We start from the raw sequence: 13729 nt of genomic DNA, 5'->3' as shown, positions 1-13729 counted from the left end.
CCGACCGTCGCCGTAAACTCTGCCTGTGGACACAGTGGCTCCACGCTTAGTCTGTGAGCCATTTTATGCTTCAAGAGCACTTAGGGGCGAAACGGAATAGCCGAGGGAACTATCTCGACATCCTCGTAGGAGTTTGCTTTTAGCAGAGCGTTAACCGAAGAAAAATTCCTATCGAAATCCACGCCGGGGCCAATGACGATCCGCTTAATTGGAAGTCGAGGCTCCTCGTCGTCATCTCTTAAGAGGTCGTGCGACATGGAAATGTATGGCACAATGTCGCTGCCCCTCGCCCTGAAATTTAGGGGCAACTCTCGTTGGAAACGAGCATCATCGTACGATGAGGAATTGCAGATCAAGCGGCTTTCCTGCTCTTCACTGTAGCTTTCAACTTTGAATGATTTGGCAACTACGCTCAATGTCGCTGCCCACTCATCATATAGTTCATCCTCCCACTTTTGAAAGGACGCTACGAAGAGGTCTAGAAGGTCAACAGCGAGCTCGCGTAGGCCATCATCGCCGTAAACGACATCATAGTATTGGGCAAGTTGGGGATGCGGAAGGAAATCCATGCCAACGGCATAGCCCTTACCGAAGCTGCCATATCCCCTCCATTGGCTGAGTAGATCGCCGTTTCTCGACAAACTGACGCAAAAAGTTGAATGATTCCATCGTGGTTTTTGTAGTGCATCGCGGATGCCGTCGATTATCGCTTGCTCAGTTTTAGTTACTCCGCTTGATTTCAAGCTCATGATTGAGAGGAGCCGCTCTGGCAAATACGAGCCTTCAGACGGATCGTTCAAAAATCGAATGTCAGTTGCCCAGACTCGACCCGTCTCGACAATTCCCAGCAAACCGACCGCGTCAGTGTAATGGTAGCGCAACCCCTTCTCCTTCGAAGCGTATCGCGGAAGATTGTGCTGCTGAATGAGATATCCAAGTAGCGCCATCATATGCGGGCACTTGATCACCTCGTCGCGGGACCATGGATCTGTATAGGAATCTTTGAAGCATCGAATTCCTTCGCTTAACTGCGCCTCGCTCATATCGATTGATCCTCTATCTCATGACTTCCAATGCGTTAGCGTAACAGTCCCACTGTGGGTACGTTCTGATCGGATCGTTTTCAGCTTTTTCGCACGAAGCTCCCGTTGTCTACACTGCTTCGAATGTCTGCATTCCGTGAACCCTTATGTCACCGTTTCGATCGATAAGGTGCAGAAAGCGCACATGATCGCCCACCAAGCTCCTTAGAGACCACCTCATTCCTAACCGCCAATATCGGACACTCTCTCCTTATCCCCCCCTCACCAATGCGGCGGCTTGGTCACCGGCACATCGCCCGCCGTCTGCTCTTCCAGCTCCATGAAACGCTCCGAAAGCCGTTCGAGCTTTTTCTTCAGCGCTTCCGTCTCGCGCCACTGGCGCGTCAGCTCGGCGGAAAGCTCTTCGATGGTCTTTTCCTGCTCGGCGGCCAGGATTTCCAGCTGCGTGATGCGGTCTTCGCTCATGGCGCGCTTCTTTCTGCGGTTTCAGTGCATTCTCGGCCGCGGAAATTGACAAGCAAGGCCTGATTTGTCGAGAGTGAATGACGGTTCCTATTGCCGTGCCCTTGCCGCACAGGTTGGCAGGCGGCGGGCCCGCGTGATAGGAATTTGACCAAACGATAAAAATGGGGAAGCGGGCCGCCGATGGCTGAAACGGCAATCGAGCTCAAGGGCATCAGCAAGAGCTTTGGCGCGGTTCATGCAAACCGCAACATCGATCTGAAAATCGAAGCCGGGACCATCCACGGCATTATCGGCGAAAACGGGGCCGGAAAATCGACCCTGATGTCGATCCTCTACGGCTTCTACCAGGCCGATCATGGGCAGATCCATCTGGGTGGCAAAAAGGCCGCGATCAACACGCCGAGCGACGCCATCGCGCTGGGCGTCGGCATGGTGCATCAGCACTTCATGCTGGTGCAGAATTTTTCCGTGCTGGAAAACGTGATCCTGGGGGCGGAAGGCGAGGCGCTGCTCAACACCTCCATCGCCAAGGCGCGCTCGGAGCTGGAGCGGCTGGAGCGCGACTATGGGCTGGAGGTGAACCCCGACGCCATCATCGAGGATTTGCCCGTGGGCCTGCAGCAGCGGGTGGAAATCCTCAAGGCGCTCTATCGCGGCGCGGACATTCTCATCCTCGACGAGCCGACCGGCGTCTTGACGCCGGCAGAGGCGGACCACCTTTTCCGCATTCTCGAACAGCTCAAGGAAGAGGGAAAAACCATCATCCTCATCACCCACAAGCTGCGCGAGATCATGGCGATCACCGACAATGTCTCGGTCATGCGGCAGGGCACGATGGTGGCGACCCGCAAGACCGCCGAGACAAGCGTGGAGGAACTGGCCGAGCTGATGGTGGGCAGGCGGGTGCTGCTTCAGGTGGAAAAGGGCGAGGCAAGCCCCGGCGAGGTGCTGCTTTCGGTGCGCAATCTCACCGTGAAGGATTCGCGCGGCGTCACCATGGTCGACAATGTATCGCTCGATGTGCGCGCGGGCGAGATCGTCGGCATTGCCGGCGTGGCGGGCAATGGGCAATCGCAGCTTCTCGATGCCATCACCGGCGTGCGCAAGGCCATTTCCGGCACGGTGACGCTGGATGGCGAGCCGGTGGACCTGACAGGCGCGGCAGACCCGGCAGACCTGCGCGCGCGCGGCATGGCCCATGTGCCCGAAGACCGGCACCATGTGGGCCTCGTTCTACCCTTTGAGGAAAACGAAAACGCCATGCTCGGCTATCACCGGCAGGCGAAATATCTCAACGGCCCCTTCCTCAACATCGAGGCGATCCGCGCCGATGCCCGCGAGAAAATCGAGAAATACGACATCCGCCCGCCCGACTGCCGGCTGAAGACGGCGAACTTTTCGGGCGGCAACCAGCAGAAAATCGTGCTGGCGCGCGAAATGGAACAGGACCCGAAGGTGCTGATCGTCGGCCAGCCGACGCGCGGCGTGGATGTGGGCGCCATTGAGTTCATCCACAAACAGCTGATCGACATGCGCGATCAGGGCAAGGCCGTGCTTCTGGTCTCGGTCGAGCTCGATGAAATCCGCTCGCTCTCCGACCGCATCCTGGTCATGTTCGCCGGCCGCGTGGTGGGCGAACGCGGTCCTGAAGCCAGCGAAGGCGAACTCGGCCTGCTCATGGCCGGCGTCGAGGAAAAGGAGGCGGCGGAATGAGTGTGAGCCAGGAGTTCGGTCGGACTATTCAGCTGTTTTTGGTCGATGGCAGCCCAAACGGCTTGATGGTTGTGTCTCTCCACGGATGGACAGGTTCGCTGCTTGTCAGCAGGCAAAGTCGTTTTGACCGCTTGCTTCAAAGGCCGGAAATGGAAAAGACCGGCGTCTACATTCTGTACGGCCAAGACCCCGACAACCCCCTGAAGATGCGCGCGTATATCGGCGAAGCCGACAGCCTCAAGGATCGCCTTCCCAGTAGCGCCCGCGACCGCGGGTTTTGGGAAACAGCTGTGGCCATCACAACCTCGGATGACGCGCTGACGAAGGGGCACGTTCAATATTTAGAAGCGCGCCTTATCGAGATGGCTGCATCTGCAGCCCGCGCCACTCTCGAAAACTCGAAATATCCAAGCCCCGACAAGAGGCGTTTGCCCGAGGCTGACAAGGCAAATATGGAAGCGTTTCTGGCCAATCTGAAAACGGTTCTGCCGGTTGTCGGTATAGATTTCCTGAAGCAGGCCACTGCACAGGAAGTTCCACAAAAGGCTGAACCGGACGGTTCCGGAAACTCGATACTACCCCAAGCATCCTTTGAGATTCGACACCGCTCGGGCGTTCAGGCGCGGGCCATAGAGGAAGAAGGGGAGTTTATTGTGTTAAAGGGGTCGCAGGCCCTCAGGAACACCGGCTATGTTCAGCTAAGCTATAAAGAACTCAAAGACGACCTGATTTTACAAGGCATTCTCAAAGAGATTGCGGAAGATCGTTTTGAGTTTGCCACTTCATTCGCATTCAAAAGCCCATCTGCAGCCGCCGCAGTGGTCCTGGATCGCAACACCAACGGACGCACGACTTGGAAGGTCGAGGGACGAAAGCTGACCTACCATGACTGGCAGTCGCTTGATCATGCATCGAGTTCCAAGGAGGCGGCGGAATGAGTGCGCCTTATGCGAAACTGCCCGCATGGGCCGATTACGGGCTGATCCCGCTCATCAATCTCGCCGTCGCCTTTCTGGTGGCCGGGCTGGTGGTGATGCTGGTGGGGGAAAACCCGTTTCGCGCCGCCGCCATTCTGGTGGAAGGGGCGCTGGGCCGCGGGCAGAACATCGCCTACACGCTCTATTACGCGACGAGCTTCATCTTCACAGGGCTTGCCGTCGCCGTTGCCTTCCATTGCAGCCTGTTCAACATTGGCGGCGAAGGGCAGGCCTATGTGGGCGGGCTGGGCGTGGCGGTGGTCTGCCTCGCCTTCGACAGCATTCTGCCCTGGTGGGTGGTGTTTCCGCTGGCCATTGTGGGTGCGGCACTGTTTGGCGCGGCGTGGGCCTTCATCCCGGCCTATTTCCAGGCAAGGCGCGGGTCGCACATCGTCATCACCACCATCATGTTCAATTTCATCGCCGCCAGCCTGATGGTCTATCTGCTGGTCAATGTACTGAAGCCCGCCGGCGCGCAGGCCCCGCAGACCCGCAATTTCCTTGAAGGCGGGCAATTGCCCAAGCTCAACTGGGTGCTGGAGGCGATGGGCTTTTCCATCCGCTCCGCTCCGTTCAACCTCTCTTTCCTGTTGGCGCTTCTGGCGGCGTTTCTCGTCTGGGTGCTGATCTGGCGCACACGGCTCGGCTATGAAATCCGCATGCGCGGTTTCAGCCCCAAGGCCGCGCGCTATGCCGGCGTCAGCGAAACGAAAATCATCATCATCACCATGCTCATCTCCGGCGCGCTTGCCGGCATGATGGCGCTCAACCCGGTGATGGGCGACCAAAACCGTTTGCAGATCGATTTCGTCACCGGCGCAGGCTTTGTCGGCATCGCCGTGGCGCTGATGGGGCGCTCCCATCCGGCGGGCATCGTGCCGGCGGCCATCCTGTTCGGCATGCTCTATCAGGGCGGGGCCGAGCTTGCCTTCGAGATGCCCAATATCTCGCGCGACATGATCGTCATCATTCAAGGCCTTGTCATCCTCTTTGCCGGCGCGCTGGAGCACATGTTCCGTCCTTCGATCCAGGCGCTTTTCGCCAGTCTCAGCCCGCGTTCGGCGGGCGTCGAGGCGCAGCAGGGAGAGGGTGGCTGATATGGATTTCTTTCATTCCCTGATCCTCGTTCTCGATTCCACCGTGCGGCTGTCCATCCCGCTGCTTCTGGCGGCACTCGCCGGGCTTTATTCGGAGCGGTCGGGCGTGTTCGACATCGGCCTTGAAGGCAAGATGCTGGCCGGCGCATTTGCTGCCGGCGCGGCGGCGGCCGTTACCGGCTCCGCCTGGGCAGGCCTTGGCGCGGCGATGCTGATTTCCGTGTTCCTCGCGCTTGTGCATGGCTTTGCCTCCATCACCCATCGCGGCAACCAGATCGTCTCGGGCGTCGCCATCAATTTCATTGCCGCCGGCTCCACCATCATTCTGGGGCAGGCCTGGTTCCGGCAGGGCGGGCGGACCCCCTCGCTGCCAAGCGATGCGCGCTTCAGCTCGATCGAGCTGCCCTTTGCCGAGGCGGTGCGCGATGTGCCCATTCTGGGCGAGATCTACTCCGAGCTCATCTCCGGCCATTCGCTGCTCACCTACGCTGCCTTCCTGCTTGTGCCCTTCACCTGGTGGGTGCTCTTCCGCACCCGTTTCGGCCTCAGGCTGCGGGCGGTGGGCGAAAACCCGGCAGCGGTCGACACGGCGGGCATCTCCGTCTCATGGCTGCGCTATCGTGCCGTCATCTGCACCGGCATCCTCACCGGCATGGCTGGCGCCTATCTCTCCATGGCGCAGAATGCCGGCTTCGTGAAGGACATGACGGCAGGCCGCGGCTTCATCGCGCTGGCAGCCCTCATCTTCGCCAAGTGGAAGCCCGTCCCGGTCATGTTTGCCTGCCTCCTGTTCGGCTTTCTCGATGCATTTGCAATCCGCATTCAGGGCACGCCCCTGCCCTTGATCGGCCAGGTGCCGGTGCAGTTCATGCAAGCCCTGCCCTACATTCTCACCGTCGTGCTTTTGGCCGGCTTTATCGGCAAGGCCGTGCCGCCGCGCGCCGGTGGCGTGCCCTATGTGAAGGAGCGTTGATGAACGCCAGCGACCTCTTTTCCGCCGCCAGCGCGGCCATGAAAAACGCCTACGCCCCCTATTCGCGCTTTCCCGTGGGGGCCGCGGTCAGGACCGAGGCGGGCACCATCCATGCCGGCTGCAACATCGAGAACGCCTCCTATCCCGAAGGCTGGTGTGCGGAGACCACCGCGCTCGGCCATCTCGTCATGGCAGGCGGCGGGCGCGTAACCGAGATCGCCGTGGTGGCGGAGAAAATGCCGAAAATCATGCCCTGCGGCGGCTGCCGGCAGCGGCTGGCGGAATTCGCCACGGAAGATGCGGTGCTACATCTGTGCGACACCAACGGCGTTCTGGAAACGGTGCCTTTTTCTGCGGTCTTTCCGCGCGGATTCAGTTTTGAGGATGGCAAATGAAGCAGGCCGTCGATCGTCTGACGGAGCGGCTCAACGGGCTTGCCCCGCAGCTTGCGCTGGTGCTGGGCTCGGGGCTTGGCGGGCTTGTCAACGATGTGGACGATGCCGTGCGCATCTCATATTCCGAGTTGCCAGGCTTTCCGCAAAGCGGGGTGACGGGCCATGCGGGCGAAATCGTCGCGGGGCGGCTTGCCGGCACGCCGGTCCTGATGCTAGCAGGCCGCGCGCACTACTATGAGCACGGCGATCCCGCCGCCATGCGCCCGGCGCTTGAAACCTTATGGGGCATCGGCATCACGCAGCTCATCCTCACCAATGCCGCCGGCTCCCTGCGCGAAGACATGCCGCCCGGCTCGGTGATGCTGATCGAGGATCACATCAATTTCTCGGGCGCCAACCCGCTGATCGGCGAAGGCAGTGACCGTCGTTTCGTCGGCATGAGCGAGGCGTACGACGCAGGCCTGCGCGAAGGCCTTGAGAAAGCAGCTCTGAACACGGGCACGCAGTTACACAAGGGCATCTATATGTGGTTCTCCGGACCCACCTTCGAAACACCGGCGGAAATCCGCATGGCGCGCACGCTGGGTGCCGACGCGGTCGGCATGTCGACCGTGCCCGAAGTCATTCTCGCGCGCTATTTCGGGCTTCGTGTCGCCGCCTGCTCTGTCATCACAAATCTGGGTGCAGGCATGAGTGCTGGCGAACTCTCCCATCAGGAAACCAAGGACATGGCGCCCATCGGCGGGCAGCGCCTCGCTTCCATTCTCGGCCAGTTGTGCGCCGACGGCCTTCAGGCCAATTGAGCGCCCGATGCTGCCGCAGGAGATCATCCGCAGGAAACGTGACGGCAAGGCGCTGACGGACGACGAGATCGCCGGGTTTGCTGCCGGGCTTGCCGACGGCACATGGAGCGAGGGGCAGATTGCCGCCCTCGCCATGGCCATTTTTCTCAACGGGATGGATCCAGCCGAGGGCGCAGCCCTCACGCTCTCCATGCGCGATTCAGGCACCGTGCTCGATTGGTCGGATCTGCCCGGTCCCGTGACCGACAAGCATTCCACCGGCGGCGTGGGCGACAATGTCTCTCTCATGTTAGCGCCCATCGTGGCGGCCTGCGGTGCCTTTGTACCGATGATCTCGGGGCGGGGTTTGGGCCACACCGGCGGGACGCTCGACAAGATGGATGCCATCCCCGGTTACATGAGCCAGCCAGACCAGAAGCGCTTTGCCGAAACGGTGCGCAAGGTGGGTTGTGCGATCATCGGGCAGACGGGTGATCTCGCACCCGCCGACAAGCGCTTTTATGCCGTGCGTGATGTTACCGGCACCGTGGAATCCATCCCGCTTATCACCGCCTCCATCCTGTCGAAGAAACTTGCCGCAGGCCTTTCATCGCTGGTGCTTGATGTAAAATCCGGCAATGGCGCCTTCATGGGAGATTCCCGTGCGGCCCGCAAGCTCGCCGAAAACCTGGTGCGTGTGGCGGGCGAAGCCGGTCTTTCCGCCTCCGCCCTCATGACCGACATGAACCAGCCGCTCGCCTCTGCCGCGGGCAACGCGGTCGAAGTCGTCAATGCCGTCGACTTTCTCACGGGCAGGAAGCGGGACCGGCGGCTCGTGGATGTCACGCTGGCGCTGGCGGGCGAGATGCTTCTGGCATCAGGCATCGCTGCAACCACGCGCGAAGCCTATGATCGCGCTCACGATGCCCTCGAGAGCGGAAATGCTGCAGAACGTTTCGGCAAGATGGTGTCCGCCCTTGGCGGGCCGGCTGACTTCGTTGAGAATCCGAACACGCACCTGCCTCGTGCGTCGGTAACTCTTCCTGTTCCTGCTGCGGACGATGGCTTTGTCACCGCGATCGATGCCCGCGCCCTCGGCCTTGCTGTCATCGAGCTGGGTGGCGGCCGTCGCGCTCCCGAAGATCGGATCGACCATTCGGTCGGCTTCACCGATCTCATACCCCACGGGGCCGAAACGAAACGCGGCGAGCCGATTTGCATGGTGCACGCATCATCGGAAGCAAGCGCGCGGCGCGCGGCGCAGATTGTGAGCGGCGCCTACGCCATCACGGATGAGAAACCCCGCACCCGCAAGACCATTCTGCGTCGCGTGACTGCAGACAAATGATGGCGTGCGGGCCTACCTTGAAACGTCATTTACTGCTCGAGCACAAGAGCCCGGTTTTCCACCTGAAAGCGTGAAAGACGCTCGAGAAAACTCATTCCGATCAGCACCTTGTCAAGCGACCGCTCATCGAGCACCACAGCGTCAACATTCTCCACATAGATGCGACCGATTTGCAGGCTCTCGATTGTTGCTGCAGCAGCACGCACCTTGCCGTTTGCCGTATTCACCTCATACCTGAAATCGGAAGCCATCAAGTTCACGCCGATACGGCGTGCTGTCTCACGGTTGATCGCCACATAGGTCGCGCCAGTATCGACCATGGCGTTCATTTCACGCCCGTTCAGTTTGAAACGTCCAACATAATGGCCAACCTCGTCGGCGGTGATGCTCACCTTCTTGCCCAGGAGCACGGATGTTTCACCCCTCGACTGGGCAACGCCGGACGACGGACGTGCGGTTGCAACCTGGTGGGGTGTTACCTCCGCCTGCTCGGTCAATGCCAGATGAAGAAGCCCCCGATAGAATTCGGGATTGCTCTGGTAGAGCGCCGGTATGCCACCTGCAGCACCAATCGCAATCCCCAGCATGATCATCTTGCTATACATCGGCCCCGTCCAGTTCTCGAACTGGCGGCAGCTTAAGCGACGAGACCATCCATTCGCTTAACGTTCGAGACAACCGGTCCGGCTGGTTAAGCGGAGGTTACTTGGTGCCGTACATACGATCACCGGCATCGCCGAGACCGGGCACGATATAACCCTTCTCGTTCAGGCACTCATCGATCGAGGCGGTGAAAATCGGTACATCCGGATGGGATTTCCGAAAATTCTCCACGCCCTCGGGTGCCGCGAGCAGACACAGGAAGCGCAGATTGGTGGCGCCCCGCTCCTTCAGCTTATCAACCGCGGCGATGGCGGAGTTGGCTGTCGCCAGCATGGGGTCTACGACGATCACCAGACGATCGCCGATATCGCTCGGCGCCTTGAAAAAATACTCCACCGCTTCCAGTGTCTCGTGATCCCGATACATTCCCACATGCGCCACCCGCGCCGCCGGCACCAGGTCCAGCATGCCGTCGAGCAACCCGTTGCCGGCGCGCAGCACCGAGGCAAAGACAAGCTTTTTTCCCTCAAGCGTTGGCGAATCGATGGGCTGGAGCGGTGTCTCGATGCGCTTGGTGGTCAGCTCCAGATCGCGCGTGACCTCGTAGCAGAGCAATAAGGAGATTTCGCGCAGAAGGCGTCGAAACCCTGCCGTCGACGTCTCCTTGTCGCGCATGATGGTGAGCTTGTGCTGAACAAGCGGATGGTCGACGACGGTCACGCCCTGCATGTCATGTTCCCCGAAACTGGTTACGCAACTCCAATACTAGCCCGCCGACGCGTCGCGGCATACCGCCAGCCTCATTGAGCCACAGTTTTGTCGCGAAACGCCTCCAAGAGGCCCGTGCGGGTCTCCTCATCAACGAAGGCTGCCTCTATCGCCGTGCGTGTCATGGCAAGCAGTGCCGTGTCGCCAAGGCCGAACTCATCCCGCGCCACCTCATATTCCTGTCCGAGCGAAGTGTGGAAATGGGGCGGGTCGTCCGAGTTGAGCGTGACGCGACAGCCTGCTTTGAGCAAATCGGGCAGCGGGTGACTTGCATAATCGGGATAAACGTTCAAAACGATGTTGGAGACGGGGCACACTTCCAGAACCACCTCCTCCTCAGCAATCCGCGCCAGCAGATCCGGATTTTCCGCGGCGCGCACACCATGGCCGATGCGTGTCGGGCGGATGTGGTTCAGCGTCGCCTCCACGCTCTCCCAGCCACCGAACTCGCCAGCATGTACGGTCAGACCGAGCCCCGCATCGCGAGCGATCGCAAAAGCCTTCTCGTAATCGCGGACATTGCCGAAACGCTCGTCACCGGCCATTCCGAAGCCGGTCACCAGCGGATGACCGCAGGCGGCGGCAAACCGGGCCGCATCCTCCACCGCGCGCGCACCGAAATGACGAACGCCCGTCACGATCATGCGCCCCTCGATTCCGGTTCGTTCCCGCGCGCGCTCGATCCCTTCTCCCAGCGCATTCGTATAGGCCATGCGGGACAATCCCGCACGTTCGGCGTGATCGGGCGAGGTAAATATCTCCGAATAGATGGCGCCATCGCGTGAGAGGCTAGTGAGATAGTCGTCGGCGAGAAGCGCGTAATCTTCCTCGCTGCGAAAAAGGTTCGCGGCAGCATCATATGCGGCCAGAAAGCTCGTGAAATCGTACCAGTGATATGCGCCGTCACGAAGGAAATCGGATGGATCGACGCCATATTTGCGCGTCTGGGACAAAACGAGTTCGGGCGAGGCCGCGCCCTCGATATGGCAGTGAAGCTCGGCTTTCAGAACCATGGGTACTCCGTTTTAACCAGTCCGCTGGCGCGGCTGTTCATCGCGCTTTTGACAATAGCGCCACAAGCGGCAATGAGCTATGGTCCCGGCGATTTCGAAAGGGTGATGATGTCAGATCAACGTACCACCGCCCAGGGCGGCATGGAGACGGCCTACGGTTTTCGTCAGGTGGACGAGAACGAGAAGCAGGGTCTGGTCAACACGGTGTTCCACCGCGTTGCAAAACGCTACGACGTGATGAACGACCTGATGTCCGCCGGGCTGCATCGCGCCTGGAAGGACGCCATGATTTCGTGGCTCGCACCCTCGAAAATTCCTGGCTATCGCGCGCTGGATGTGGCGGGCGGTACAGGAGACATCGCCTTTCGCATCGTTGAGGCGTCCCGCCGCAACGCGGACGTGACAGTGCTCGACATCAATGGCTCAATGCTGGAAGTCGGACGCGAACGCGCCGAAAAGAGAGGCATTGCCGAAAACCTGACTTTCGTCGAGGCCAACGCGGAAGACCTGCCGTTCGAGAACAACAGCTTTGATGCTTATACGATTGCGTTTGGCATTCGCAATGTCCCGCATATCGACCGGGCACTGGACGAAGCCTTTCGCGTCCTGAAACCCGGCGGGCGCTTTCTGTGCCTTGAGTTTTCGGAAGTCGAAATGCCATTGCTCGACAAGATCTACGAAAACTGGTCCTTCCACGCCATCCCTCGCATCGGCCAGGCGGTGACAGGTGACGGCGAGCCCTATCGCTATCTGATCGAATCCATCCGCAAATTTCCCAATCAGCAGAACTTTGCCACCATGATCACCGAGGCCGGCTTCTCGCGCGCCACGTGGCGCAATTATACCGGCGGCATCGCCGCCCTGCACTCCGGCTGGAAGATTTGACGGCGTATTCATGAGCACGGTCGGCGCATATCTGAGGCTTGCACGTGCGGGCTGGATTCTCGTTCGCGAAGGTGTGGTGGCCGCCATGCCGGGCGACCAGCTCGAAGGCATGCCGCGCTTTGGCTGGCGTGTCGCGAAAGTGTTGTCACGGCGTCGCTCGGCACGTCGCGATCGTCCTGAGCGGCTGGCGCAGGCAGTCAACCGGCTTGGCCCCTCCTATGTGAAGCTCGGCCAGTTCCTGGCAACGCGCCCGGATGTTGTCGGCCATGACATGGCGCGGGACCTCTCCAGCCTTCAAGACCGGATGGACACGTTTCCCGAAACCCAGGCCCGCGCCAGCATAGAAAGTTCGCTTGGCCTGTCCGTCGATGAGCTCTTTGTGCAATTCGATGGTCCGGTCGCCGCCGCTTCCATTGCTCAGGTGCACGAGGCTTTTGTGGATACCGGTGGGGCAGAGCCCCGAAAGGTGGCCGTGAAGGTCATTCGACCCGGGGTAAGGCGCCGGTTTCAGAACGATCTCGAAAGCTACTTTCTGGCTGCGCATCTGCAAGAACGGTTCATGCCGTCCACGCGCCGTCTCAAGCCCGTAAAGGTGGCAGAGACACTGGCGCAGGTGACGAAGATCGAGATGGATCTGCGGCTGGAAGCTGCCGCCATTTCAGAAATACAGGAAAACACGAAAGACGATCCAGGCTTCCGCGTGCCTGCTGTCGACTGGCAGCGTACCGGCCGAGATGTGATGACGCTCGAGTGGGTCAACGGCACGAAGATGTCGAATATCGACGCGTTGCGCGATGCAGGCCACGATCTGGAAGCACTTGCCAGAACGCTGATCCAGTCCTTCCTCCGCCATACATTGCGCGACGGCTTCTTTCACGCCGACATGCATCCCGGGAATCTGTTTGTCGAGGATGACGGCACGATCGTTGCCGTCGATTTCGGCATCACCGGGCGGATCGGACGCAAGGAGAGGCATTTCCTGGCTGAAATCCTCTACGGTTTCATTACCCGCGATTTTCGCCGGGTCGCTGAAGTGCATTTCGAGGCGGGCTATGTTCCCGCACACCACGATGTCGCCGCTTTTGCGCAGGCGCTGCGCGCCATCGGTGAGCCGATCCATGGCCAGTCGGCCGAGACCATCTCCATGGCGCGGCTCCTGACACTGCTCTTCGAAGTCACCGAGCTTTTCGACATGCAGACCCGTCCCGAGCTTCTGCTCCTGCAGAAAACCATGGTTGTGGTCGAAGGTGTGGCGCGCACGCTCGATCCGCATTTCAATATGTGGAAGACAGCCGAGCCAGTCGTTTCCGACTGGATTGCTGCCAATCTCGGGCCGCGTGGAATGCTGAGAGATGCAGGCGAAGGCGTGAGCGCGCTCGTCTCTCTCGTTCGACAAGGACCAGATCTGGCCGCCCGTACGGAGCGCCTCTCCCGCGAGATCGACACCATGGCCCAGAAGGGGCTGCGTTTTGATCCCGAGACGGCCGAGGCGATCGGCAGGGCGGAAGCCCGCCATTCGCGCGGCGGGCGCGTGGCGCTATGGGTGATCGCCATCGCGCTTGCCGCCATCGCCTGGCAACTTTCTTAATTCAACTCTCCACATTCGAATTCCGTCTTGCATCGCTTCTCAGCCAAGCGCCGCCATGATGAAAGCGATGACAGCAATG

At 60.2% G+C, this 13729-nt stretch carries 14 protein-coding genes; 9 read left to right on the top strand and 5 right to left on the bottom strand.

Annotation, left to right across the window (positions count from 1 at the left end; genetic code table 11):
• Nucleotides 1-80: 80 nt before the first annotated feature.
• Nucleotides 81-1043, bottom strand: a complete 963-nt coding sequence (locus tag KW403_RS08870) for a DUF2971 domain-containing protein (RefSeq protein WP_223022335.1) — start codon at nt 1041-1043, stop codon at nt 81-83.
• Nucleotides 1044-1304: 261 nt separating this feature from the next.
• On the bottom strand, nt 1305-1508 hold the full coding sequence (locus tag KW403_RS08865; RefSeq protein WP_223022334.1) for a SlyX family protein: 204 nt from the start codon (nt 1506-1508) through the stop codon (nt 1305-1307).
• A gap of 180 nt (nt 1509-1688) precedes the next feature.
• On the opposite strand from KW403_RS08865, the gene KW403_RS08860 reads away from it, so the two are divergent.
• Genes KW403_RS08860 through deoA form a run of 7 tightly spaced genes read left to right on the top strand, consistent with a single transcriptional unit; the run spans nt 1689 to nt 8793 of the window.
• Nucleotides 1689-3221, top strand: a complete 1533-nt coding sequence (locus KW403_RS08860) for an ABC transporter ATP-binding protein (RefSeq protein ID WP_223022333.1) — start codon at nt 1689-1691, stop codon at nt 3219-3221.
• Nucleotides 3218-4159, top strand: coding sequence for a GIY-YIG nuclease family protein (locus tag KW403_RS08855; protein ID WP_223022332.1), 942 nt, complete (start codon nt 3218-3220; stop codon nt 4157-4159). The genes KW403_RS08860 and KW403_RS08855 overlap by 4 nt, the downstream gene beginning before the upstream one ends.
• Entirely contained in the window at nt 4156-5295 is a 1140-nt protein-coding gene (locus KW403_RS08850) for an ABC transporter permease (RefSeq protein WP_223022331.1), read from the top strand. Before KW403_RS08855 ends, KW403_RS08850 begins: the two co-directional genes overlap by 4 nt.
• Nucleotide 5296: 1 nt before the next feature.
• Nucleotides 5297-6268 (top strand): ABC transporter permease, encoded by a 972-nt coding sequence (locus KW403_RS08845; RefSeq protein WP_223022330.1) that lies wholly within the window; start codon nt 5297-5299, stop codon nt 6266-6268.
• The gene (locus KW403_RS08840) at nt 6268-6663 is read left to right on the top strand and encodes a cytidine deaminase (protein WP_223022329.1); all 396 of its coding nucleotides are present in this window, start codon (nt 6268-6270) and stop codon (nt 6661-6663) included. Before KW403_RS08845 ends, KW403_RS08840 begins: the two co-directional genes overlap by 1 nt.
• Nucleotides 6660-7466 carry a purine-nucleoside phosphorylase gene (locus tag KW403_RS08835; protein ID WP_223022328.1) on the top strand — a complete coding sequence of 269 codons (807 nt, stop codon included), beginning with the start codon at nt 6660-6662 and terminating at the stop codon, nt 7464-7466. The genes KW403_RS08840 and KW403_RS08835 overlap by 4 nt, the downstream gene beginning before the upstream one ends.
• A 7-nt stretch (nt 7467-7473) precedes the next feature.
• Nucleotides 7474-8793: a thymidine phosphorylase gene (gene deoA, locus KW403_RS08830; RefSeq protein ID WP_223022327.1), complete on the top strand. Its 1320-nt coding sequence runs from the start codon at nt 7474-7476 to the stop codon at nt 8791-8793.
• A 29-nt stretch (nt 8794-8822) separates the two neighbouring features.
• Here deoA and KW403_RS08825 read toward each other — a convergent pair whose 3' ends face one another.
• The 3 genes from KW403_RS08825 to KW403_RS08815 form a co-directional block, all read right to left on the bottom strand.
• Nucleotides 8823-9398: a retropepsin-like aspartic protease family protein gene (locus KW403_RS08825; protein ID WP_223022326.1), complete on the bottom strand. Its 576-nt coding sequence runs from the start codon at nt 9396-9398 to the stop codon at nt 8823-8825.
• A gap of 97 nt (nt 9399-9495) precedes the next feature.
• Complete coding sequence (gene upp / locus KW403_RS08820) at nt 9496-10125, bottom strand: uracil phosphoribosyltransferase (protein ID WP_223022325.1); 630 nt, start codon at nt 10123-10125, stop codon at nt 9496-9498.
• A 71-nt stretch (nt 10126-10196) separates the two neighbouring features.
• Entirely contained in the window at nt 10197-11177 is a 981-nt protein-coding gene (locus tag KW403_RS08815; RefSeq protein ID WP_223022324.1) for an adenosine deaminase, read from the bottom strand.
• 108 nt (nt 11178-11285) lie between these two features.
• Here KW403_RS08815 and ubiE point away from each other — a divergent pair, with 108 nt between their 5' ends.
• Together ubiE and ubiB are read left to right on the top strand one after the other, a co-directional pair.
• Nucleotides 11286-12062, top strand: coding sequence for a bifunctional demethylmenaquinone methyltransferase/2-methoxy-6-polyprenyl-1,4-benzoquinol methylase UbiE (gene ubiE, locus KW403_RS08810; protein WP_223022498.1), 777 nt, complete (start codon nt 11286-11288; stop codon nt 12060-12062).
• Nucleotides 12063-12072: 10 nt separating this feature from the next.
• Nucleotides 12073-13650 (top strand): 2-polyprenylphenol 6-hydroxylase, encoded by a 1578-nt coding sequence (ubiB, locus tag KW403_RS08805; protein ID WP_223022323.1) that lies wholly within the window; start codon nt 12073-12075, stop codon nt 13648-13650.
• Nucleotides 13651-13729: the final 79 nt, after the last annotated feature.

Origin of the sequence: Nitratireductor kimnyeongensis (assembly GCF_019891395.1) — a bacterium.
Taxonomy (GTDB): Bacteria; Pseudomonadota; Alphaproteobacteria; order Rhizobiales; family Rhizobiaceae; genus Nitratireductor; species Nitratireductor kimnyeongensis.
The sequence above is the reverse complement of the archived record's forward strand: the minus strand, read 5'-3'. Positions and strand labels throughout refer to the sequence as shown.

Excerpts from the sequence above, each read along its gene's own strand:
- upp (WP_223022325.1), bottom strand. The coding sequence starts at position 10,125 with ATGCAGGGCGTGACCGTCGTCGACCATCCGCTTGTTCAGCACAAGCTC.
- KW403_RS08850 (WP_223022331.1), top strand. The coding sequence starts at position 4,156 with ATGAGTGCGCCTTATGCGAAACTGCCCGCATGGGCCGATTACGGGCTG.
- KW403_RS08840 (WP_223022329.1), top strand. The coding sequence starts at position 6,268 with ATGAACGCCAGCGACCTCTTTTCCGCCGCCAGCGCGGCCATGAAAAAC.
- KW403_RS08835 (WP_223022328.1), top strand. The coding sequence starts at position 6,660 with ATGAAGCAGGCCGTCGATCGTCTGACGGAGCGGCTCAACGGGCTTGCC.
- KW403_RS08855 (WP_223022332.1), top strand. The coding sequence starts at position 3,218 with ATGAGTGTGAGCCAGGAGTTCGGTCGGACTATTCAGCTGTTTTTGGTC.
- ubiB (WP_223022323.1), top strand. The coding sequence starts at position 12,073 with ATGAGCACGGTCGGCGCATATCTGAGGCTTGCACGTGCGGGCTGGATT.
- deoA (WP_223022327.1), top strand. The coding sequence starts at position 7,474 with ATGCTGCCGCAGGAGATCATCCGCAGGAAACGTGACGGCAAGGCGCTG.
- KW403_RS08845 (WP_223022330.1), top strand. The coding sequence starts at position 5,297 with ATGGATTTCTTTCATTCCCTGATCCTCGTTCTCGATTCCACCGTGCGG.
- KW403_RS08825 (WP_223022326.1), bottom strand. The coding sequence starts at position 9,398 with ATGTATAGCAAGATGATCATGCTGGGGATTGCGATTGGTGCTGCAGGT.
- KW403_RS08865 (WP_223022334.1), bottom strand. The coding sequence starts at position 1,508 with ATGAGCGAAGACCGCATCACGCAGCTGGAAATCCTGGCCGCCGAGCAG.
- KW403_RS08870 (WP_223022335.1), bottom strand. The coding sequence starts at position 1,043 with ATGAGCGAGGCGCAGTTAAGCGAAGGAATTCGATGCTTCAAAGATTCC.
- KW403_RS08860 (WP_223022333.1), top strand. The coding sequence starts at position 1,689 with ATGGCTGAAACGGCAATCGAGCTCAAGGGCATCAGCAAGAGCTTTGGC.
- ubiE (WP_223022498.1), top strand. The coding sequence starts at position 11,286 with ATGTCAGATCAACGTACCACCGCCCAGGGCGGCATGGAGACGGCCTAC.
- KW403_RS08815 (WP_223022324.1), bottom strand. The coding sequence starts at position 11,177 with ATGGTTCTGAAAGCCGAGCTTCACTGCCATATCGAGGGCGCGGCCTCG.